At 72.3% G+C, this 21,613-nt stretch carries 21 protein-coding genes and 1 riboswitch; of the genes, 8 read left to right on the forward strand and 13 right to left on the reverse strand.

Annotation, left to right across the window (positions count from 1 at the left end):
• Positions 1-32 precede the first annotated feature (32 nt).
• Positions 33-122: riboswitch (ZMP/ZTP riboswitch) on the reverse strand.
• Entirely contained in the window at positions 119-748 is a 630-nt protein-coding gene (gene purN / locus ABLE53_RS17190; RefSeq protein ID WP_348860295.1) for a phosphoribosylglycinamide formyltransferase, read from the reverse strand. It overlaps the preceding riboswitch by 4 nt.
• 9 nt (positions 749-757) lie before the next feature.
• Positions 758-2,017, reverse strand: a complete 1,260-nt coding sequence (locus ABLE53_RS17195) for a cell division protein PerM (RefSeq protein WP_348860297.1) — start codon at positions 2,015-2,017, stop codon at positions 758-760.
• Between the two features lie 102 nt (positions 2,018-2,119).
• Here ABLE53_RS17195 and ABLE53_RS17200 point away from each other — a divergent pair, with 102 nt between their 5' ends.
• From ABLE53_RS17200 to ABLE53_RS17210, 3 genes are all read left to right on the forward strand, one after another.
• Complete coding sequence (locus ABLE53_RS17200) at positions 2,120-3,967, forward strand: RNA polymerase sigma factor (RefSeq protein ID WP_348860299.1); 1,848 nt, start codon at positions 2,120-2,122, stop codon at positions 3,965-3,967.
• 91 nt (positions 3,968-4,058) lie between these two features.
• Entirely contained in the window at positions 4,059-4,565 is a 507-nt protein-coding gene (locus tag ABLE53_RS17205; protein WP_348860301.1) for an RNA polymerase sigma factor, read from the forward strand.
• Complete coding sequence (locus ABLE53_RS17210; RefSeq protein ID WP_348860302.1) at positions 4,558-5,751, forward strand: hypothetical protein; 1,194 nt, start codon at positions 4,558-4,560, stop codon at positions 5,749-5,751. Before ABLE53_RS17205 ends, ABLE53_RS17210 begins: the two co-directional genes overlap by 8 nt.
• A gap of 90 nt (positions 5,752-5,841) precedes the next feature.
• Here ABLE53_RS17210 and sucD read toward each other — a convergent pair whose 3' ends face one another.
• Positions 5,842-6,738 (reverse strand): succinate--CoA ligase subunit alpha, encoded by an 897-nt coding sequence (sucD, locus tag ABLE53_RS17215; protein ID WP_348860303.1) that lies wholly within the window; start codon positions 6,736-6,738, stop codon positions 5,842-5,844.
• A gap of 18 nt (positions 6,739-6,756) precedes the next feature.
• The gene (sucC, locus tag ABLE53_RS17220; RefSeq protein ID WP_348860304.1) at positions 6,757-7,923 is read right to left on the reverse strand and encodes an ADP-forming succinate--CoA ligase subunit beta; all 1,167 of its coding nucleotides are present in this window, start codon (positions 7,921-7,923) and stop codon (positions 6,757-6,759) included.
• 395 nt (positions 7,924-8,318) lie between these two features.
• Here sucC and ABLE53_RS17225 point away from each other — a divergent pair, with 395 nt between their 5' ends.
• Positions 8,319-9,764, forward strand: a complete 1,446-nt coding sequence (locus ABLE53_RS17225) for a peptidoglycan DD-metalloendopeptidase family protein (protein ID WP_348860305.1) — start codon at positions 8,319-8,321, stop codon at positions 9,762-9,764.
• 7 nt (positions 9,765-9,771) lie between these two features.
• On the opposite strand, the gene pcrA is transcribed toward ABLE53_RS17225, so the two are convergent.
• The 4 genes from pcrA to ABLE53_RS17245 form a co-directional block, all read right to left on the reverse strand.
• On the reverse strand, positions 9,772-12,231 hold the full coding sequence (pcrA, locus tag ABLE53_RS17230; protein ID WP_348860306.1) for a DNA helicase PcrA: 2,460 nt from the start codon (positions 12,229-12,231) through the stop codon (positions 9,772-9,774).
• Between the two features lie 73 nt (positions 12,232-12,304).
• The gene (locus tag ABLE53_RS17235) at positions 12,305-12,664 is read right to left on the reverse strand and encodes a hypothetical protein (RefSeq protein ID WP_348860307.1); all 360 of its coding nucleotides are present in this window, start codon (positions 12,662-12,664) and stop codon (positions 12,305-12,307) included.
• Between the two features lie 52 nt (positions 12,665-12,716).
• The gene (locus ABLE53_RS17240; protein WP_348860308.1) at positions 12,717-13,364 is read right to left on the reverse strand and encodes a response regulator; all 648 of its coding nucleotides are present in this window, start codon (positions 13,362-13,364) and stop codon (positions 12,717-12,719) included.
• Positions 13,357-14,658, reverse strand: a complete 1,302-nt coding sequence (locus tag ABLE53_RS17245) for a PspC domain-containing protein (protein WP_348860309.1) — start codon at positions 14,656-14,658, stop codon at positions 13,357-13,359. Before ABLE53_RS17245 ends, ABLE53_RS17240 begins: the two co-directional genes overlap by 8 nt.
• A 157-nt stretch (positions 14,659-14,815) precedes the next feature.
• Between ABLE53_RS17245 and ABLE53_RS17250 the strand changes: the two genes are divergently transcribed.
• Positions 14,816-16,126 carry a PspC domain-containing protein gene (locus ABLE53_RS17250; RefSeq protein WP_348860310.1) on the forward strand — a complete coding sequence of 437 codons (1,311 nt, stop codon included), beginning with the start codon at positions 14,816-14,818 and terminating at the stop codon, positions 16,124-16,126.
• The gene (locus ABLE53_RS17255; RefSeq protein WP_348860311.1) at positions 16,119-16,352 is read left to right on the forward strand and encodes a hypothetical protein; all 234 of its coding nucleotides are present in this window, start codon (positions 16,119-16,121) and stop codon (positions 16,350-16,352) included. Before ABLE53_RS17250 ends, ABLE53_RS17255 begins: the two co-directional genes overlap by 8 nt.
• On the opposite strand, the gene ABLE53_RS17260 is transcribed toward ABLE53_RS17255, so the two are convergent.
• From ABLE53_RS17260 to ABLE53_RS17270, 3 genes are all read right to left on the reverse strand, one after another.
• Positions 16,349-16,951, reverse strand: a complete 603-nt coding sequence (locus ABLE53_RS17260; protein ID WP_348860312.1) for a TetR/AcrR family transcriptional regulator — start codon at positions 16,949-16,951, stop codon at positions 16,349-16,351. The genes ABLE53_RS17255 and ABLE53_RS17260 overlap by 4 nt on opposite strands.
• 9 nt (positions 16,952-16,960) lie before the next feature.
• Positions 16,961-17,818, reverse strand: a complete 858-nt coding sequence (locus ABLE53_RS17265; RefSeq protein WP_348860313.1) for a glycerophosphodiester phosphodiesterase family protein — start codon at positions 17,816-17,818, stop codon at positions 16,961-16,963.
• A 105-nt stretch (positions 17,819-17,923) separates the two neighbouring features.
• On the reverse strand, positions 17,924-18,649 hold the full coding sequence (locus tag ABLE53_RS17270; RefSeq protein ID WP_348860314.1) for an acyltransferase: 726 nt from the start codon (positions 18,647-18,649) through the stop codon (positions 17,924-17,926).
• Between the two features lie 61 nt (positions 18,650-18,710).
• Here ABLE53_RS17270 and ABLE53_RS17275 point away from each other — a divergent pair, with 61 nt between their 5' ends.
• Positions 18,711-19,211, forward strand: a complete 501-nt coding sequence (locus ABLE53_RS17275) for a DUF6328 family protein (protein WP_348860316.1) — start codon at positions 18,711-18,713, stop codon at positions 19,209-19,211.
• Between the two features lie 65 nt (positions 19,212-19,276).
• Here ABLE53_RS17275 and ABLE53_RS17280 read toward each other — a convergent pair whose 3' ends face one another.
• Both ABLE53_RS17280 and fgd read right to left on the reverse strand, forming a co-directional pair.
• Positions 19,277-19,480, reverse strand: coding sequence for a hypothetical protein (locus ABLE53_RS17280; protein ID WP_348860317.1), 204 nt, complete (start codon positions 19,478-19,480; stop codon positions 19,277-19,279).
• Positions 19,481-19,506: 26 nt separating this feature from the next.
• Positions 19,507-20,556, reverse strand: a complete 1,050-nt coding sequence (gene fgd, locus ABLE53_RS17285; RefSeq protein ID WP_348860318.1) for a glucose-6-phosphate dehydrogenase (coenzyme-F420) — start codon at positions 20,554-20,556, stop codon at positions 19,507-19,509.
• On the opposite strand from fgd, the gene ABLE53_RS17290 reads away from it, so the two are divergent.
• Positions 20,555-21,592, forward strand: coding sequence for an LLM class F420-dependent oxidoreductase (locus ABLE53_RS17290; RefSeq protein ID WP_348860319.1), 1,038 nt, complete (start codon positions 20,555-20,557; stop codon positions 21,590-21,592). The two genes, fgd and ABLE53_RS17290, sit on opposite strands and share 2 nt — an antisense overlap.
• Positions 21,593-21,613: the final 21 nt, after the last annotated feature.

Genomic DNA, 21,613 nt, shown 5'->3' on the forward strand with positions numbered 1-21,613 from the left:
TCACTCCTCATCGGTCGATTCGCTTCGTCGATGAGGGGCACCCAGGCGGTCGATGCCACTCTTCCCATCTCTGGAAGACACTCCCCGGTGGTCCCCCACCTGCGCCAGTCGTGTGACCTCACTCTATCGGCGGCGCCGCCCCGAACCGAACTCGTCGTCCCTCCAGACGGAAGCCAACTGCTGCGATCCGGCGGATGGAGTCGACGAGCATCGCCCGCTCGGCCGTCTTGATCCGCTCGTGGAGCGTCTCGGCGGTGTCGTCGTCCTCGACGGGTACGACGGTCTGCGCGACGATCGCGCCGGTGTCGACGCCGGCGTCGACGACGAAGAGGGTCGCCCCGGTGACCTTCACCCCGTGCTCGAGCGCGTCCCGCGGGCCGTGCATGCCGGGGAAGCTCGGCAGCAGGGCGGGATGGGTGTTGAGATAGCGCCCGCCGAAGCGATCGAGGAACGTCTCCCCCGCCAGCTTCATGAAGCCGGCGGAGACCACCAGGTCGGGGTCGTACGCCGCGGTCGCCGCGGTGAAGGCAGCGTCCCAGGCCTCGCGGGTCTCGTAGTCCTTCACCCGCAGGACGTACGTCGGCAGCCCGGCCGCGTGCGCCCGCTCCAGTGCGAGGATCCCGTCACGGTCGGCGCCGACGGCCACCACCTCCGCGCCGTACGACGGGTCGGCGCAGGCGTCGAGCAGGGCCTGCAGATTGGAGCCCGTCCCGGAGACGAGGACGACGAGGCGGAGTGGCTTCGGCACACCGGGAGTCTAGGAGTGCGCCGGTGGGTGCCGCCGCTGCCACCACGTCATCCCGACGCCCGCGAGCACGCCGGCCACGCCGAACCACGCGATCGCGTGGACGAGCACCGCGCCGGCGTACGGGCCCACCTCGGTCATCCGGCCGGGGCCGACGGCTCCGCCGGCGAGACCGGCGAGGACGCCGACGAGCAGGCCGGTGACGACGCCCGCGCACCCGCCGCGCAGGGCGCCGTGGTCCCAGCGGAGCGTCGGCCGTCGGCGCTGGACGCGTACGACGGCGAGCACTGCGACGATCGGGGCGAGCGCGACGAGGTACGGCGTCCACACCGGGTGCGGGCCGTTGTCGGGCAGCGCCGCGAGCAGCGGGAACATCGGCAGCGGACCGAGCGAGACCGCGGTCGGGCTGACGACCGTGCCGACGCCGACGGTGAAGCCGGGGCCGAGGAGGTACGACGAGGAGAAGACCGTCGCGTTGGGCAGCACCAGCAGGCTGAGGAAGGCGTAGAGGGTGGCGCTGCCGGCACCGAGGTGGAGCTGTGACATGACGTTGACGGCGGTGCTGAAGTCCACGACCAGCGCGACGAGGAGCACGGCCGCGCTCAGCCAGAGCCAGCCGACCAGCATCGTGCGGACGGTCGCGGCGGTGGCCCGCACGACCGGCGGCAGCAGTCCGACCCAGGTCGCCGCCCGGCCCGAGCCGACCGAGATCGCCGTCCCGCCGACGAGCAGGCAGAGCGCGACCGACCAGGTCACCACCCCGGCGGTGCTCGGCGCAGTCGCCGCCGACCCGGCCAGCGTCACGACGACGACCGCCACGACGGCGTACGCAAGAGTGAAGAGGCCGGCCGCCACCGGCACGGTGAGGTCCCGCTCGCCGTCGGCGAGCGCGTCGAGGTCCGGTCCGTGACCGGAGACCGAGTCGCCGACCCGGAGCGCGACCCGCCAGACCGACCAGGCACAGGCGAGGGTGAGGCCGAGGGGTACGGCGGTGACCGCCGCGCCCGAGACCATCAGCCCGGACCCGTGGGCCATCAGCCAGCCGAGCGCCCCGACCCGGAGCGCGTCGGACGGCGTCCCGTGGGCGCCCGCGTCGCTCAGGAACCACCCGACGACACCGACAGCGAGGCAGACGACGAGGGTGCCGAGCGCCGCCCCGGCGCCGCCGAGCAGCGCCACCGCGACGAGCGGCCGCCGGTGCCGGAGGTCGGCGGCGACCTCGTCGGCGGACCGGCGCGTGGAGCCGGACGGAGACTGCAGCAAGGAGGCCATCGCGGCCCATCCTCGCCCGGCTACCCGTCCCCGACGAGGAGGCACGCCGTTCGCCGGCGACTCTTCGTGACGCCCACCCATCACGTAGTCTGACCGGCTGTCATGGGGACCCAGCTGAGCGAGCACCGCGCCTTCGAGACGTTCTACAAGGACGTCCGCGGCCGTCTGCTGCTCCAGACCTGGGCGCTCACCGGCGATCTCTCGGCGGCCCAGAAGGCGGTCCGGGACGCGCTGGTGATCGCGTGGCACCACTGGCGGAAGGTACGCCGGCTCGACCCGGCCACCAGCGCCCGCGAGGATTGGGTGCGCCCGCTGGCGTGGTCACGCGCCCAGCGCCGGCACTCCGTCCCGCACCTCCACCGCGACAAGTCGGTCCCGGCCGAGGCGAAGGCGACCCTGGCCGCGCTCCACAAGCTGCCGCTCAACCAGCGCAAGGCACTGCTGCTCGCGACGCTCGGCGACCTCCCGCTCGACCAGCTGGCGCGCGAGATCGGCATCACCCAGCCGCGGGCGGAGCGGGAGCTGCAGGCGGCGCTGACGACGTACGCCGCCACGCTCGGCGTACCCCTCGAGGACCTGATGGCCACTTTCGAGCCGCTGGCCGAGGTCGTCGCCCGCCAGCGCTGGCCACGCGGCTCGATCCTCACCCGGGCCGGCTCGGCGCGACGGCGTACCCACACCCTCGCGGGGGCGCTGGTCGCCGTCGCCACCCTCGTCGGCTCCGGCTACTTCGTCGCCAACCAGGCCGACGCGCGGCCGCGGCTCGAGGCGCTCTCGCTCCACGACGAGGGGTCGTCGTCGGCGGCGACGGCGAGCCTCGACTCCAGCTACCCGCTCTCGGCGGCCGACCTGCTCAGCGGCGACGACGTCGGCGCCGACCTCGGCGGCCGCTGGAGCACCGAGATCACCTCCGACAACAAGCGCGGCACCGGGCTGGTGCTCCCCTGCCAGCAGGGCAGGTACGCCGACCCGCACGCCAAGGCAGCGCTCGTCCGCACGTTCACCGGCAAGGGCAAGCACGTCACCGCCGGCCAGTCGGCCGAGGCATCGGCCTCGGCGACGGCCGCCAAGGCGGCGTACGCCCGCGCCCTGCAGTGGTACGCCGGCTGCGTCGACCCCCGGGTCCAGCTGATGTACACCCGCGACGTGCGCGGGATCGGCGACGAGGCGACGCTCGTGGGGCTCCGCGACTGGGACGACCCGGTCCGGGCGGTCGTGATCGGCGTCGCCCGCACGGGGTCGATCACGACCTCGGTGGCCACGACCCTGCCCGGGACGACCAAGGCGGCCATGCCGCGCACCACCGAGCTCCTCGGCGCGGCGGTCCAGCACGCCTGCACCCTCCCGGGTCACGGCGACTGCACCGAGGACGAGCCGCGGACGAAGGACGTCCCGCCGATCGCCGTCGGCAAGTACCCCGGCCTCCTCGGCGAGGTCGACCTCCCGCCCGTCCGCGGGGTCGCCAAGCCGTGGGCCGGCACGGTCCCCGTCGCCGCGAAGAGCAACCTGGCCGCGACCCGCTGCGACAACGCCGACTTCCACGCCAAGGGCGTCAGCGGCGACCTCACCCGCACGTTCGTGATCCCGACGGCCAAGAACCTCGCGCCCGCCTTCGGCCTGACCGAGACCGTCGGCGATCTCGGCAAGGCGAAGGCCGCCGCGTCGTTCGTCGCCGACATCCGCCACCGGCTGGCGACCTGCGGCGACCGCGAGCTCGGCAGCCACGTCACCCCGCTCCGCTCGGAGAGCCGGGGCGAGCGCCAGATCGACGTCTGGCGGGTCGTCGTCGAGACCACGAAGACCGACACGGTCACCTACCTCATGGCCGTCGCGCGCCAGGGCAGCGCCGTCGCCCAGCTGGGCTTCGTGCCGTCGGGGACGGTCGACATGGACCCGGCGGCGTTCGTCGCCCTCGCCGACCGGGCCGCCGACCGGCTCGCCCACCTCTAGGCTCGCCGCTCCACGACTTCCGGAGGCGATGCAACCGGGCACCCCACCCGGGCGTCTCTGCACCCGAGAGACCGGCAGCCAGGGGGTGAGGATGGACGAGCAGCAGTTCGACGAGCTCTACCACGCGTCGTACGCCCGGCTGACGGTGCAGCTCTACGCGATGATCGGCGACCGCGACGAGGCCGAGGAGTGCGTGCAGGAGGCGTTCGCCCGGGCCTGGCAGCACCGCCGGAAGATGGACCGCGTCGGCCACCCCGAGGCCTGGCTGCGTACGACGGCGTACCGGCTGGCCGTCTCCCGCTGGCGCCGCGTCGTCCGCGGCAGACGGCCACCTGACCGCGCAGTCGGGGCCGCGGTGACGACGCCCGGCGTCACCGAGGACCACGTCGCGCTCGTCGATGCGCTGGCGAAGCTCCCCGACGCCCAGCGCGAGGCGATCGTCCTGCACCACCTCGCCGACATGTCCGTCGACGCCGTCGCCCAACAGCTCGGGACCCCCACCGGCACCGTCAAGGCCCGGCTCAGCCGCGGTCGCACCGCCCTCGCCGCCCTCCTGCAGGACGGGAACGGACTCGAGGAGGGAACCAGCCATGCCTGAGCAGCTCGACCTCCACAAGCTCCGGGAGATCCCCGTGACGCCCCCACCCGCCGCCGATGTACGCCGTCGCGGCGACCAGCGCCGCCGGCGCGCCCGCGCGCTCACCGCGGCCGCCGCCGTGGCGGCGATCGTCCTCGTCGTCGTACCGACCACCCTCGTCCTGCACGGGAAGACCGACGGCTCGGCACCGCCGGTCGGTCCCGGCCGGGCGCCCGTGACCAAGATCCAGCCCGGCTTCCCGATCGATGCCGGGATCGACCAGAAGGGCGGGGTGAAGAAGGGTCCCTCGAGGAAGACGGCCGGCGTCACGACGTCCGACGAGTGCGCCGACCGGCTGTGGCCCAACGATGCCGCCACGCCGTCCGACCGGCTCGCCGTCACCGTCTCGGGGCCGTGGGGCAGCCAGGGCAGGGACCTGCGGGTCTACGTCGACGAGAAGACCGCCGCCCGCACCTGGGGCAACCTGCAGGACAGCGTCGGCGACTGCACGTCGGCCAGCGGCTACACCTGGAAGGTCCTGCACCCGGACACCGGCTACGACAGCATCACCGTCGGCATGGCCTCCGCCGATGGCCGGCCGGACGGGGCGATCTACCAGTTCACGAAGGTCGGCAACGCGATCTTCGCGGTCTCCGACGCCGGCGAGTACGTCCTCCGGACCCTGCCCGCCGACGGCGGCGACGCCACGGTCGCGACCCGGAAGGTCGCGCCGGCGATGTGCGTCTTCAGCAAGCGCGGGTGCGGCGTCGAGGGCAGCCGGATGCTCCCGCCGACCGGCCGCCGCCTCACGATGCAGGGGTACGGCGACCTCAGGCTGCACGAGACCGTGGCGCAGACGACCGGCTCCAAGACACTGGTGGCGGTCTACGCACCCGAGGGCACCTCCTGCGGCACCTTCCAGCTCGTCCGCAGTCCCGGAGGCGACCCCGAGGGCTACATCTCGCCCAAGCACGGCGTCGTGGCGATCTCCGCCGTCCCGCGGATGGCGACCGAGGCGGGCATCCAGCTCGGCAGCACGCTCGCCGACGTACGCAAGGCCTATCCGGACCTGAAGGAGAACGACAGCGGCTACTGGATCCACGAGGACGCGAGGTACCCCGACCGCTCTCTGGAGTTCGGGGTCGAGAGCGACGGCACGGTCACCGAGATCTCGCTGGTCGCGAAAGACCAAGACTGCTTCGGCTGACGGGCTTCGCGGGGGAAGCCCGAGACGTCATACGCCCCGCGACCGTTGCCGGCGCGGGGCGTATGACGTTGCTGCGGCGACCACGTGGGGTCAGAGGCTCTGCAGGATCTCTCGCATGAGCTCGGCGGTCTCGGAGGGCGTCTTGCCGACCTTGACGCCGACGGCCTCGAGGGCCTCCTTCTTCGCGGCCGCGGTGCCGGACGAGCCAGACACGATCGCGCCCGCGTGACCCATCGTCTTGCCCTCCGGGGCGGTGAAGCCGGCGACGTACCCGACGACCGGCTTGCTCACGTGCTCCTTGATGTAGGCCGCGGCGCGCTCCTCGGCGTCGCCGCCGATCTCGCCGATCATCACGATCGCCTTGGTCTCCGGGTCGTTCTCGAAGGCCTCGAGGGCGTCGATGTGGGTGGTGCCGATGATCGGGTCGCCGCCGATGCCGATGGCGGTGGAGAAGCCGAAGTCCTTCAGCTCGTACATCATCTGGTAGGTCAGCGTCCCGGACTTCGACACCAGGCCGATCGGGCCCTTGCCGGTGATGGTGTGCGGCGTGATGCCGGCCAGCGACTCGCCCGGGGTGATGATGCCGGGGCAGTTCGGGCCGATCATCCGGGTGGACTTGCCCTGCAGGTAGGACCAGACCTCGGCGGTGTCCTGGACGGGCACGCCCTCGGTGATGACCACGAGGAGGCCGATGCCCGCGTCGATGGCCTCGACGCAGGCGTCCTTGGTGAACGCCGGCGGCACGAAGACGACCGACACGTCGGCGCCGGTCTCGGCCATGGCCTCCTTGACGGTGCCGTAGACCGGGAGGGTGACGTCGTTGCCCTCGTGGTCCTTGTGGGTGACCGTGGTCCCGGCCTTGCGGGCGTTGACGCCGCCCACGATGTTGGCGCCCGAGTCGAGCATCAGGGCGGTGTGCTTGGCACCCATGCCGCCGGTGATGCCCTGGACGATGATCTTGCTGTCCTTGTTGAGGTAGATCGACATTGCTCTTCCTTCAGCGACTCAGGCGTTGGCCAGCTCGGCGGCCTTGTCGGCGCCGCCGTCCATGGTCTCGACGATCGTGACGAGGGGGTGGTTGGCGTCGCGCAGGATCTGGCGACCCAGGTCGACGTTGTTGCCGTCGAGGCGTACGACGAGCGGCTTGCTCGCCTCGTCGCCGAGGATGCCGAGCGCGCCGACGATGCCCTTGGCGACCTCGTCGCAGGCGGTGATGCCGCCGAAGACGTTGACGAAGACCGACTTCACCTGGTCGTCGTTGAGGATCACGTCGAGGCCGTCGGCCATGACCTGCGCGTTGGCGCCGCCGCCGATGTCGAGGAAGTTGGCCGGCTTGACGTTGCCGTGCGCCTCGCCGGCGTACGCGACGACGTCGAGGGTGCTCATCACGAGGCCCGCGCCGTTGCCGATGATGCCGACCTGGCCGTCGAGCTTGACGTAGTTGAGGCCCTTCTCCTTGGCCTTGGCCTCCAGCGGGTCGGTGGAGTCGGTGTCGACGTACTGCTCGTCCTCGGGGTGGCGCACCTCGACCGCGTTGTCGTCGAGGGTGACCTTGCCGTCGAGCGCCTCGAGCCTGCCGTCGGACAGCTTCGCGAGGGGGTTGACCTCGACGAGGGTCGCGTCCTCCTCGACGAAGACGGTCCACAGCTTCTGGACGAAGTCGACGGCCTGCTCGGCGACCTCGGCCGGGAAGCCGGTCGCCTCGACGATCTCGCGGGCCTTGGCCTCGTCGACGCCCGCACCCGGGTCGATGCCGATCTGCTTGACGGCGTCGGGGTTCGTGTGGGCGACCTCCTCGATCTCCATGCCGCCGGCGACGGAGGCGATCGTGAGGTACTGCCGGTTGGAGCGGTCGAGCAGGAACGAGAAGTAGTACTCGTCCTCGATGGTGGCGGCCGGGACGATGAGGAGCTTGCGCACGGGCAGGTCCTTGATCGTCAGCTTGAGGATGTCGCTCGCGTACGAGAACGCCTCGTCCGGGGTCTTCGCGAGCTTCACACCGCCGGCCTTGCCGCGGCCACCGGCCTTGACCTGGGCCTTGACGACCACCACGCCGCCGATCTCCTCCGCCGCGGCCCTGGCCGCGTCGGGGGTGTCGACGACCTTGCCGAGCGTCACCGGGACGCCGTGCTTGGCGAAGAGCTCCTTCGCCTGGTACTCCATGAGATCCACTGATCCACCTGGTTCCGTGTATTGCGGTACGGGCGCGCGACGTGGGGGGCGCAGCCACGTGTCAGAAGTTGTCCGCAAGGCACACTAGACCTCGCCCGCGGCGCAGGACGAGTCCAGGGTGCACCCCTGTGACGCAGGCCATACAGACCCCCTCCTCGCGCGTCGGCGCTTGGTCAGCTGTCGCATCCCCGCCAGCGGAACTGGCGGAAATGAGTCACCGACGTTCGGATCCGAGCGTCATCACGGCCGTGCGGCACTGAAACGCGCTGTGGATGATTCTTGACGCCCTCGGAGCGTCCGTTACAGTCATGCCTCGCCGTCTGAACCCCGAGCAGCGGAGCAATGAACACATGGGTAACCACCGAGCCGATGTCGGACCCGACATTCCGGACTCGGTGACCCCTCCCTCGGGAGGCTACGTCGGCAAGCGCCGCGCGCTCCCCGCAGACCGTCCCGCTGACGAGCGTCCGCCCGCGAAGCCGTACGTCGGGAAGCGGCGCGCCCTTCCGGTCGACGAGCCGTCCCAGCCACGGACCGAGCAGCGTGCGGAGCAGCCCGCCGAGGAGCCGGTCGCCCGCCACCGCCCGAACCGCGTGGTGCTGCGCGAGTCCGAGCTCTCCGACTTCTTCTCCGCCCGGACCCGTGTGGAGGCCGAGCGCGAGGCCCACGAGCGGACCGAGGACCCCCGGATCAGCACCGGTGAGCTCCGCGCCCTCGTCGAGGCGGAGCTGCAGGACACCGCACCGCGGCCGCGCCTTCGCGCCCCGCTCCCGCTGCCGCCCGAGCTCTCCCGGCCGCTGCACCGGCCGCGGACGTCGGAGGCCGACCGTGCCCCCGAGCCGACGGGGCTCGCCGGCCAGACGCCGACGGTGCAGTCCCCCGCCGCGCGGAAGGCGGCCGATCAGGCCCCCGCGCCCCTCGCCGTACCCGGGCCGAGGCGGCCGCCGGAGCCGTCGGACGCGGCCGGGCTGCCCAAGCCGCTCTTCAGCGACGAGACCTCCCTCGGTCAGCCCCGGCTGAGCGTCGCCGCGACCCTCACCACCGATCTCTCGTTCGAGACGACGACCACCCTGCCCGCCGTCGGCAACGGCGGCGGTCGCCGCCGCGCCTCCGGCCGTCGTACGCTCCGCAAGGGCCTGCCGTCGCTCCCGGTCGCCGTGGGCGCCGCCGCGCTGGCCGCCGCGGTCGGCGGTGCGATGCTGACCGCGCAGCCCGACAGCACGCCGGTCGCCGAGAGCCGTGTCGCCACCGCCAGCGCCCTCACCGGCACGTCCGAGACGGCCGGGGTCGGCGGCGGGCGTGACCAGGAGCCCGTCAGCCGGAGCGCCAACCGCGCCGCGGCGGCCCAGTCCACCGCCGACAAGCGCGCCAAGGCGCTGGCCGGCCTCGACCAGCAGGCCGAGAGCCAGGACAAGTACCTCAACAGCAACCAGTGGGGCCTGCCGATCGCCCCCGGCGTCTACCACCTCACCGGCCGGTTCGGCGACGTCAGCGGCCTGTGGGCGACGATCCACACCGGGCTCGACTTCGCCGCGCCGTACGGCACGCCCATCCACGCCGTCGCCCGCGGCACCGTGACCTCGACCGGCTACGACGGCTCGTACGGCAACAAGACCGTCGTCACCCTGCCCGACGGCACCGAGCTGTGGTACTGCCACCAGAGCGAGTACGCCGTCTCCGTCGGCGACACCGTCGAGGAGGGCGAGGTCATCGGCTACGTCGGCGCGACCGGCAACGTCACCGGCCCACACGTCCACCTCGAGGTCCGTCCCGGCGGCGGTGACCCCGTCGACCCCGACGAGGCCCTGCGCCAGCACGGTGTCAACCCGGACGCCTACTGACAGATCGTCAGAGCTTGTCGACGGGGGCGTAGCGGAGAAGCAGCCGCTTGACTCCCTCGGTGCCGAAGTCGATCGAGGCGACGGCCTTCTCCCCCACGCCCTCGACCGAGACGACGGTGCCGAGGCCGAAGGTGTCGTGGGTGACCCGGTCGCCCGGGTCGAGCGAGGGCACCTCACGGGCGGGCTTCGACTTCTCCGCGGCGTCGGCGCGAAGGGCGGCGCTGGAGAAGTTGCGGCGGCCTGCGGCGGTCGGCTGCCCGAGCCGCTGGCCGGACCAGCGCTCCCCCGCCAGGCTGGGGCGGCCCCAGCTGGTCTGGGCGGCCTCCGTGCGCCGCCAGTCGACCAGGTCGACCGGCAACTCGTCGAGGAACCGTGACCCGGGGTTGTGGGACGGCGCGCCCCAGGCGGAGCGTACGACGGCGCGGCTGAGGTAGAGCCGCTGCTGGGCGCGGGTGATGCCGACGTAGGCCAGTCGGCGCTCCTCCTCCAGCTCCGTGCCGTCGCCGAGGGCGCGGGCGTGCGGGAAGACGCCGTCCTCCAACCCGGTGAGGAAGACGACGGGGAACTCCAGCCCCTTCGCGGTGTGGAGCGTCATCAACGTCACGACGCCCTCGTCGGTCTCGGGGATCTGGTCGGAGTCGGCGACCAGCGCGACCCGCTCGAGGAAGTCGGCGAGGCCGGGGGTGACCAGGCCCGCGTCAACGTCGGCCGGGTCCGCGCTCGGTGCGGCGACCGGGTCGTCGCTGAACTCGCGGGCGACGGCGACGAGCTCGGCGAGGTTCTCGACGCGGGTGGCGTCCTGCGGGTCGTCGGAGGCCTCGAGCGCCTCGAGGTAGCCCGACCGCGCGAGGGTGGTCTCGAGGATGACGTCGGCGCGCTCGCCGGCCTCGACCATCTGCTGCAGCTCCTCGACCACGGCGACGAACGCCGAGATGTTGGCGAGGCTGCGCGAGGCGAGGCCGGGCGCCTGGTCGGCCTTCTGCAGCGCCTGCCAGAAGGTGAGGCCGTCGCGGTCGGCGAGCGCCTGCACGCACTCGACGGCACGGTCGCCGATGCCGCGCTTGGGGGTGTTGAGGATCCGGCGCAGGCTGACCTGGTCGTCGGGGTTGGCGAGCATGCGGAGGTAGGCCAGCGCGTCGCGCACCTCCCGTCGCTCGTAGAACCGCACGCCGCCGACCACCTTGTAGGGCTGGCCGGTCCGGATGAAGACCTCCTCGAACACGCGCGACTGCGCGTTGGTGCGGTAGAACACCGCCACGTCGGACGCCTTGTGGCCCTCGTCGACGAGCTTGTCGATCTCGTCGGAGACGAACCGCGCCTCGTCGTGCTCGTCGTCGGCGACGTAGCCGACGATCCGCTCGCCGTCGCCGGCGTCGCTCCAGAGCCGCTTCTCCTTGCGGCCCTTGTTGTGCTGGATCACCGAGTTGGCGGCCGTGAGGATCGTCTGGGTCGAGCGGTAGTTCTGCTCCAGCAGGATGCTGGTGGCGTTCGGGAAGTCCTGCTCGAAGTCGAGGATGTTGCGGATGTTGGCGCCGCGGAAGGCGTAGATCGACTGGTCGGCGTCACCGACGACCATCAGCTCGGCGGGCTCGGAACGAGGCGCTCCGGCATCGGCCGCCGGGTCGGTCAGCGCGGTGTCGTCGGGGTCGTCGGCGCAGAGCTGGTGGACGAGGGCGTACTGCGCGTGGTTGGTGTCCTGGTACTCGTCCACGAGGACATGGCGGAACCGCCGGCGGTAGGTCTCGCGCACCTCCGGGAAGGCCTGGAAGAGGTGGACCGTGGTCATGATGAGGTCGTCGAAGTCGAGGGCGTTCGCCTGGCGCAGGCGCTTCTGGTATTCGGCGTACGCCGCGGCGTAGGTCTCCTCGAGCCCGTTGCGGGCGTCCTTGGCCGCCTCGTCCTCGTCGCGCAGCTCGTTCTTCTGGTCGGAGACCCAGTTGAGGACCTGCGCCGGCTGGTAGCGCCGCGGGTCGAGGTCGAGGTCGTTGAGGACCAGCGACATGAGCCGCTTCTGGTCCTGGGCGTCGTAGATGGAGAAGCTCGACTTCAGGCCGACCTTGTCCACCTCCTTGCGCAGGATCCGGACGCAGGCGGAGTGGAAGGTGCTCACCCACATGATCCGGGCGCGCCTGCCGACGAGGGCCTCGACCCGCTCCTTCATCTCGGCGGCGGCCTTGTTGGTGAACGTGATCGCCAGGATCGAGCCGGGGTGGGCGCCGCGCTGGCTGATCAGCCACGCGATCCGCCTGGTCAGCACCCGGGTCTTGCCCGACCCGGCACCGGCGACGACGAGCAGCGGGGTCCCCTCGTGGACGACGGCGGCGCGCTGCGCGTCGTTGAGCCCCTCGAGCAGCTCCTCGGCTCCCGGCCCGCGCCGCTTGGTGCGCGGCTGCTCGGCGGGCGACCCGGCGGCGAACGCCTCGAGGCCCGGGATGGTGGCGGTGGGGGTCGGCTCCGGCGTACTCATGCTTTCTTCAGCCTATGTCCCGCCACCGACAGCGCTAGAAACGTGGGACCGCGCCGAGCTCGGCGCGCCGGCCTCAGCTCGCGTGCCAGATGGCGGCGACGCAGACGTTGCCGACGGTGAGGAGCAGCAGGGTGCCCCACAGCCCCTTCGAGATCGACTCCTTGCGGAGGTTCATCATGACCGCGACCAGGATGACCAGGCCGACGACCAGCTTGACGGTCATCTTCCAGTGCCACTCCGAGCCCGGGGCCGGGTCGTCCGCCGAGTCGATGCCGAACAGCGCGAGGCCGATCACGAACGCCGTGCCGATGCCGTCGCGCATCGGCCCGTTGACCTTCTTCACCGGCTCCTTGGCCTGGACCAGCAGCCCGCCGAACAGGGCCGCGAAGCCCAGCAGGTGGATGACGAGCAGGATCGACTTCACGGTGGTCACGGCACCACAGCGTAGGGCGTGGGCGTACGCCGGCCGGCGGCGGCCCTCGAGCTCAGAGCAGGCGCCGGTCGGAGGCCCAGCGGGTGAGCTCGTGGCGCGAGGAGAGCTGCAGCTTGCGCAGCACGCTCGACATGTGCGTCTCGACCGTCTTGATGGAGATGAACAGCTCCTTGGCGACCTCCTTGTAGGAGTAGCCGCGGGCGATGAGCCGCATGACCTCCCGCTCCCGCTCGGTGAGCCGGTCGAGGTCCTCGTCGACGTCGGCGATGGCGATGGTGCCGGCGAAGGCGTCGAGCACGAACCCGGCGAGCCGCGGGGAGAACACCGCGTCGCCGTCGGCGACCCGGGAGATCGCGGCGACCAGCTCGCGTCCGGTGATCGTCTTGGTGACGTAGCCGCGCGCTCCACCGCGGATGGTCCCGATGACGTCCTCGGCCGCGTCGCTGACCGACAGGGCGAGGTAGCGCGGGCTCCCGTCGACCGTCGGCGCCCGCCGCATCACCTCGACGCCACCGCCGCCGGGCAGGTGCACGTCGAGGAGTACGACGTCGGGCGACTGCTCCGCGATGACGGCGGCCGCGCTGTCGACGTCCTCGGCCTCGCCGACGACCACGACCCCGGGCTGCCCGGCCAGCTCGGCGCGTACGCCGCTGCGGAACATCGCGTGGTCGTCGACGACCACGACGCGCACGTCACTCATCGGTGGCTCCCTCGCTCTGGTGTGCGGGCTGCTCGAGCGGCTGGTGGAGGTGGACCTCCGTGCCCTCGCCGGGCCGCGACCTGATCGTGGCCTCGCCCCCGTGGCGCTCCATGCGCCCCATGATGCTGTCCCGTACGCCGTGGCGGTCGCCCGGCACGAGGGCGACGTCGAACCCGGCGCCCCGGTCGCGGACGAACACGTCGAGCGCGTCCGGCCGGATCTCGGCGTACACGTCCACCCGGCCGGTCCCGGCGTGCTTCGCGGCGTTCGTCATCGCCTCCCGGGCGGCGGCGACGACCGGGGTGGTGGTGCTGCCGAGCGGCGCGTCGCCGACGACCACGACGTCGACGACGACGCCGTGGTCGTCCTCGATGTCGGCCGCCGCCGCGCGGAGCGCGATCGTGAAGGACTCCTCGGCGGAGCCGGGGGCGTCGTACAGCCAGCTGCGCAGGTCGCGCTCCTGGGCCCGGGCCAGCCGGGCGACCGTGGCCGGGTCGTCGGCGCTGCGCTGGATGAGCGCGAGCGTCTGGAGGACGGAGTCGTGCAGGTGGGCGGCGACGTCGGCGCGCTCCTGGGTGCGGACCCGCTCCTCCCGCTCGGCCGACAGGTCGGTGACGAGCCGGTGGATCCACGGCCCGACGACGACCGCGATGCCGAGGATGCCGACGAGGAAGGCGAGGGTGAGATCGCCGGCGTCCTCCGCGGAGCCGCCGCGGACGGTGAAGAGGGCGAAGGCCCCGACGACGAGGAGTACGCCGGCGGCGACGCGGCCGTAGGACGCCCAGCCGCCGCTGCCGAAGACCATCCTGATCGGGTCGAGTCGCCCGCGGCGGTCCAGCCAGCGCTCCCGCTGCGCTTGGTCGGCCTGGCGCCACAGCAGCGCGATCCCGACGACGCCGAGGACGACCGGCCAGAGCACCGCGCCCTGACCGAGCGCCATCTCCACGAGGAGCAGCGCGCCGAAGCCGAGGGCCACGAGCGCGAGCGCCGGGCCCTTGTCGATGAACCGCGAGATCCGGGCCGGCCGTCGTCCGCCGCGTGCGGCGGCCTCACCGCCGGGCGTCGAGTGCTCCACCGGCGGGGCGGCGCGGAGGAAGATCCACAGCCCGGCGTACAGCACCACGCCGAGCCCGCTCAGCACGGCCGTCACCACGAAGAAGGCGCGCACCGCCAGCACGGGGACGCCGAGGTGCCGGGCGAGCCCCGCGGCGACGCCACCGAGGACCGAGGCGTCCGTGTCGCGGTAGGCCCGTCGGATCCCCGGCAGCGGGGTCGTCGTCTGGTGTGCTGTCATGGTCCCGACCATCGTCACACGCGCGCGGGCGCGCCACCATGAGGGAGCGCCCTGATCCCGCCCCGGCGGTGTCGGGGGTACGGCTCGGGGTGGCCACCCCGGCGAATCAGGGGCGTCCCCGATGGTGCCCGACACCTCGCGCGACCACGCTGGAGCCATGACCACCACTCCGACCGAGCCACCGTCCCCGGCGCCCGGCGATCCCGGCGGCGCTGCCGGCGCCGGCGGGCCCCACGACCACGGGCCGCGGGTCACCGGCGACGAGGCCCGCGACCTGGGCCGCCTGCGGCGTACCGTCAGCGGGAGCCCCGAGGGCAGGTATGTCGCCGGCGTCGCCGGCGGCCTCGCCCGCCACCTCGACATCGACCCGATCATCGTCCGGGTCGGGCTGGTCGTCCTGGTCTTCTTCGGCGGCGCCGGCCTGCTGCTGTACGCCGCGGGGTGGCTCTGCGTGCCCGAGGAGGACAGCGACCGCGCGGTCGTGCGGATGGACCCGCGCAGCCGCAGCTTCCTGCTGTACGTCGTTGCGGCGCTCGCGCTGCTCGCGATCCTGGGTGACACGGCCGGGCAGTTCCACTTCCCCTGGCCGATCGTCGTGGTGGCGCTCATCGTCCTGGTGCTGCTGTCGCGGCGGGAGCGGGCGTGGCTGCCGTGGACCCGTGAGCAGGCCCAGCGCGAGCAGGCCCAGCGCCAGACCTGGCCGACCGACCAGCCGACCTCGCCGCCCGCTGCCGCCCCGACCGCGACCGCCTCGACACCGCCGACGACCGGCGCCGAGACGACCGCACCCTTCGAGGGCGGCGCAGCGCCGACGTACCCCTCCCCGCCGGCCTGGGTGCCGCCCCCGGACCCCCGGCGGCGCGGGCCGCTGCTGTTCTGGCCGGTGATCTGCCTGATCGCGCTGGCTGAGGGCTTCCTCGGGATCGCCGACGCGGCCGGCGCCGACGTGGCCGGGTCGGCCTACCCCGCGCTCGCGGTCGGGATCATCGGCGCCGCGCTCGTGGCCGGGGCCTTCTGGGGCCGGGCGGGTGGCCTCATCCTGCTCGGCGTGATCGCCTCGCTGGGTCTGGTCGGCAGCATCGCCGCCGACCAGGTCGAGACCGACCGCGTCGACGCCCGCCCGGTCACGGCCGCCGCGCTCGGCGACAGCTACGACGTGGACGCAGGCCGGATCGAGATCGACCTCAGCGCGGTCTCCGACCCGCAGAACCTCGACGGCCGGACCCTCGAGCTCGACGGCGGGATCGGCGAGATCGTGGTCGTCGTCCCGCGCTCGCTCGACGTCGTCGGCACCCTGAGGGTCGAGGGCCCCGGAGACATCCGGGTGTTCGGCGACGACCGCGACGGCTGGGACACCACCTGGCGCGTCGACACCACCGACACGAGCGCGACGACGGACCGGCCCGTCCTCACGCTGGACGCCGACCTGCACGCCGGTGACATCGAGATGAGGTACGCCGATGAGTGAGCGCACGAACAGGCTGGTCCGCAGCGGCCGGCACCAGGTCAACATCGGACAGCTCGTGATGGGTCTGGTGTTCTGCTGTCTCGTCGGCGCCTGGGCGCTGATCCAGGCCGACGTGGTTACCGGCGACGACATCCGCTGGCTCGTGCCGGTCCCGTTCGTCGTGGCCGGCGCCGCCGGGCTGGCGGTGACGCTGGCCGGCGTACGCCGCCGGCGCTCGGAGCGCTAGGTCTTCCAGCGGAGGGCGAGCTCGCCGTCCTGCGGCGCGGGGCCGGGGAGTCGGTGCGAGGCGGCGTCGGCCCGCAGGCCGTCGAGGATGAGCGAGAGGTAACGGTGGCGCAGCTCCGCCGTACGCCTCTCGGAGCCGAGGTCGAGGCTGCCGAGCTGCTCCACGAGCAGGGTCAGGTCGGCGCGGCTCACGTCGGCGCGCAGCACCCCGCTCCCCCGGGCCGAGCGCAGGAGCCGCTCGGTGACGTCGTCCGCCTGCTCGGCCAGCTCGGTGAGGCCGTCGTCCAGCGGGACCACGCCGGCGAGGCACGGCGTCAGCTGGTGGATCCCGTCGTCGACGACGTTGCGAAGGAACTGGGCGAGCGCCGTCCACGGATCGTCGGAGTCGGCGATGGCCGCCTCGCCGAGCGCGACGTACCTCCGCAGGTTGTCGTCGCAGACCGCCCGGAGCAGATCCTGCTTGCTCCCGAACCGGCGGTAGAGACCACCCACGCCCATGCCGGCCTGGCGGGCCACGGCCGCCATCGTGGCCCGGGGATCACGCAGGAGTACGACGCGCGCCGCGTCGAGAACTCTGCGATCCCCGTTCAGCGGCGGCATGCAGCAAGACTAGGCAGTCTCTTCCACGCTCACGTCGCGCAGCGCCGCGACGCAGCGGTCAGGGTAGTCGGTGAAGACCCCGTCCACGCCCGCCTCGTAGAGCCGCAGCGCCTGGTCGCGACCGGCCCGGAGCGTCCACACGAAGACCTTGAGCCCCGCCTGGTGCGCTGCCTCGACCAGGCCGGTCGCGGGCTGTCCCTTCTTGCGGACCATCGACTTCTTCGGCCCGATCGCGTCGGCGTACGCCGCGATCGCGTGGCAGTCGACCCGGCCCCACTTGGGGTCCATCAGCTGGACGAGGGGGAGCTCGGTGAAGGGGCTGATCCGGCGTACGAAGTCGTCGTCGAAGCTCTGGATCCAGACCCGCGAGCCGGGGTGGTCGACCCCGTGGTCGCGGAGCGTCTCGAGGACCGGGTGGATCATCGGGAGCCCGTGCTCGGCGAAGTACGACGGGTGCTTGACCTCGACGTGCAGGCCGATCCGGCTCCCGCGCCGCGCGGACTCCTCGGCGACGAGGAGCAGCAGCGTGTCGAGGGTGATGACCTTGTCGGTCTCAGTCGGCGCGCCGAGGCTGTAGATCTCCTCGTAGGTGAAGTCCTCGGTGAACCAGCCGGTGAGCTTCTTGCCGCCCACGATGCGCGTCGTACGCCGGTCGGCGAACTCGGGACGATTGGCGACGTCGGTGGTGCGGCTGAGCTCGTTCTCGTGCCGCAGGACGAGGACGCCGTCCTTGCTCATGACGACGTCGGTCTCGAGCGCGTCGGCGCCCTGGCGGAGCGCGAGACGGTAGGACTCGAGGGAGTGCTCTGGAAGGTACCCGGGGGCGCCGCGGTGTCCGATGACCAGCGGTCGTTCGGCGGGGATCATGTGAAGAGGGTCGCGAGCGGCGACGACCGCGCGGCCAGCACGACGTGAATGGCGGGTGACCAGTGCCCGGCGGCTCAGCCACGGGCGGCTGAGAGGCCTCTCAGGTCAGGGGGTGTCGTCGCCGCGCCAGACGACGCCCTCGCGGATGACGCGGGCGGGGGTGCCGGCGACGGCGGTGCCGGGGGCGACCTTCTGGCCGCGCACCAGGCTGCGCATCCCGACGACGGCGCCGTCCCCGATCTCGACGTGACCGGTGACGATCGCATCCCGGCCGAGCCAGACATGGCGGCCGAGCCGGATGTGGGCGCCGTACGGGTTGATCCTCTGACCGGTCGCGGCGTCCTCGAGCCGGTGCATGTCGTCGGTGGCGACGTAGACGTTCGCCGCCCAGAGCTGGTCGTGCTCGGCGACCACCGAGCCGCCGTTGCGGGCGTCGACGACGGCCCGGGCGGTGGCGACCACGCCGCCGGCGAGTACGACGGCGGAGCCGGCGCCGCAGTAGATCTCACCGGCCGCCAGCGCACTGTCCGGGCCGACGTAGATCGTGGCACCGTCGCCGCCGACGAGGAGGCAGGTCAGCGACTCCAGCCCGGTCCCGACGACGAGCAGCGCGTCGCCGAACGGGTAGGTGCACAGCAGCTCCACGAGCCGCTCGGGGAGGTCGAACCCGTCGCGCAGGTAGAGCGCGTTGCCGCCCTGATGCCACCAGTCCGGCAGCGGGCCGGTCACCTCGCGGTAGGCGAGCCCCTCGAGCGCGTCCGGGTCGAGGCCGGCGGTGACGAGACGGTCGCGGTGACGGGCGGTCAGCGGCGCGCCCCGGGTCCACGGCATGGCGGCGACTCTAGGCCACCGGTCGACCGGGTACCGCGCTGCCATGCGCGAGACTGAGCGGATGAGCGAGGACAAACCCGATCTCGTCGACGGCCGCAACGAGACGCCGGAGGAGCGGCTCGACCGGCTGTGGGACGACCTGCTGCAGGAGCTCCGGGTCATGCAGACCGGCGCCCAGCTGACCGCCGGGTTCCTGCTGACGCTGCCCTTCCAGCAGCGCTTCGCCGGCCTCGACCGCGCCCAGCGCGGACTGTTCCTCGGGCTGGTGGTCCTGGCGCTGCTCACCACGGCCCTGATCATGACCGCGATCGCCGTGCACCAGCGGCTCTCCGGGCGTCACATCAAGGAGCGGGTCGTCGCCACCGGCCGCCGGCTCATGAGCGGCATCCTCACCACCCTGTCGCTGCTCATCATCGGGATCAGCGTGCTGATGTTCGACCTGGTCGTCGACCGCTGGGTGGCACTCACGGTCGGCGTCCTCTTCGGCGTGGTCCTCGCGGGCCTGCTCCTCGTGCTCCCCCGCGCGGTCCTCTCCGCCCCGCAGTGGCGCCGGACGGGCTGAGTCGCCGCATCAGAGGTCGAGGATCCACCGGAGATCGAGGTGGACGGTGCCGTGGGCGTCGACGGTCACCGTCCCCGTCGGGTGTAGCCGGGCAGGTCGGGAAGGGCCCGGTCGAAGAGCGCCGCGAGTCTGAACTGCGACCGGCCGTGCCGCGGCCGGGGCGGCGTCACGGACCACACCGCCTCGCCGTCGACCCATTCCGCCTTGGGATTCTCGGGAAGGGCGAGCCACTCGTCGTACGACATGCGCTGTCGCTGCAACGTCGACATCCGACCTCCCTCCTGACTGCCGCCCGTCAGAGGGCGCGGAGCCTCGGCAGGATCTCCTCGCCGTACAGCTTCAGGAAGGTCGCCTGGTCGGGGCCGGGGGCGTGGAAGACCAAGTGGGTGAAGCCCATGTCGAGGTACTCCTTGATCCGCTCGACGTGCTCGTCGGGGTTGGTGGAGACGATGAACCGCTTGGCGGTCGCCTCGGTCGGAAGCGCGTCGGCGAGGCGCTGCATCTCGACCGGGTCCTCGACCGAGTGCTTCTGCTCCGCGGACAGCCCGAGCGCGCCCCAGAACCGGGTCGCCTCCCTCGCCTTCTCGAGGTCGTGGTCGAAGGAGACCTTGACCTCGATCATCATGTCGAGGTCGTCCGGCTTGCGGCCGGACAGCTCGATGCCCTCGCGTACGGCGGGGAGCAGCGTGTCGGTGTAGAGCTCCCGGCCCTTGCCCGAGGTGGTGATGTAGCCGTCGCCGGAGCGGCCGGCGTACTTCGTCGCCGCGGGCCCGGAGCCGGCGAGGTAGATCGGGACCGGCACGGACGGCTTGTCGTAGATGGTGGCCCGGTCGAGCTTGTAGTAGTCGCCCTCGAAGTCGACCCGGTCCTCCTTCCACAGCCGCTTGATGATCCGCACCGCCTCGCGGAACCGGGCGAAGCGCTCCTTGCCGTCGGGCCACTCGAGGCCCAGGGGCACCTCGTTCATCGACTCACCGGTGCCCATCCCGAGCACGACCCGGCCGGGGAAGAGCGAGCCGAGGGTGGCGAAGGCCTGCGCGACGATCGCAGGGTGGTAGCGGAACGTCGGGGTGAGCACCGAGGTACCCATCGTGATCCGCTCGGTCCTCGCGCCCAGCGCGCCGAGCCAGGTCATCGCGAACGGCGCGTGGCCGCCGTCGTGGCGCCACGGCTGGAGGTGGTCGGAGACGAACACGGAGTCGAAGCCGCACTCCTCGGCGAGTACGCCGTAGTCCAGGAGCTCGGTCGGTGCGAACTGCTCGTTGGACGCCTTGTAGCCGAACCTGATCTCTGTCACGACTCCCAACCTACTGCTCACCCCAGAGGCCGATAGGGTCCGGCGCATGAAGCTCTCGATGCCGCTGTCGTACTTCGGGAACCCCCGCGAGACCGCCGACCACGTGGTCGGCCTCGAGAAGGCCGGGCTCGACCAGCTCTGGGTGGCCGAGCCGTACGGCTTCGACGCGGTCTCCCTGCTCGGCTACCTCGCCGCGAAGACCGAGCGCGTCGAGCTCGGCACCGGGATCCTCAACATCTACAGCCGTACGCCGGGGGCGCTGCTGCAGACCGCCGCCGGCCTCGACAACGTCTCCGGCGGGCGAGCGGTCTTCGGCCTCGGGGCGAGCGGCCCGCAGGTGATCGAGGGCTTCCACGGCGTGCCGTACGACAAGCCGCTCGGGCGCACCCGCGAGATCATCGAGATCCTCCGGATGGGGCTGGCCGGGAAGCGTCTCGAGCACGACGGCATCTACACGCTGCCGCTCCCCGCCGACCAGGGCCTCGGCCTCGGCAAGCCGCTCAAGCTCCTCAACCGGCCCGAGCGCGCCGACGTCCCGATCTGGGTCGCCGCGCTCGGCGCCAAGAACGTCGCGATGACCGCGGAGGTCGCCGACGGCTGGCTGCCGTTCCTCTTCCTCCCCGAGAAGGCGCACCAGGTCTGGGGTGAGCCGCTGGCCACGGGCCGCGCGAAGCGCTCCGCCGATCTCGGCCCGCTGCAGGTCGCCGCCGGTGGGATGCTCGCGATCGGGGAGGGCCCCGAGACGAAGGCACTGCTCGACCAGCTCCGACCGCTCTACGCGCTGTACGTCGGAGGCATGGGTGCCCGCGGCAAGAACTTCTACAACGACCTCGCCGTCTCCTACGGCTTCGAGCAGGAGGCGAAGGAGATCCAGGATCTCTACCTCGACGGCCACAAGCGCGACGCCGAGGCGAGGGTCCCGCTCGAGTGGCTCGAGTCCGGCAACCTGGTCGGACCCGAAGGCTACGTGCGCGAGCGGATCGCGGCGTACGCCGAGGCGGGCGTCACCAGCCTCAACGTCACGCCGGCCCCGGCCACCGACGCCGCAGCGGCGATCGCGCAGGTCAAGGAGTGGATCTCCTGATCCTCGTATGAGGTATGTCAG

It is taken from the genome of Nocardioides asiaticus, from assembly GCF_040049175.1.
Classification (GTDB): Bacteria; Actinomycetota; Actinomycetes; order Propionibacteriales; family Nocardioidaceae; genus Nocardioides; species Nocardioides cheoyonin.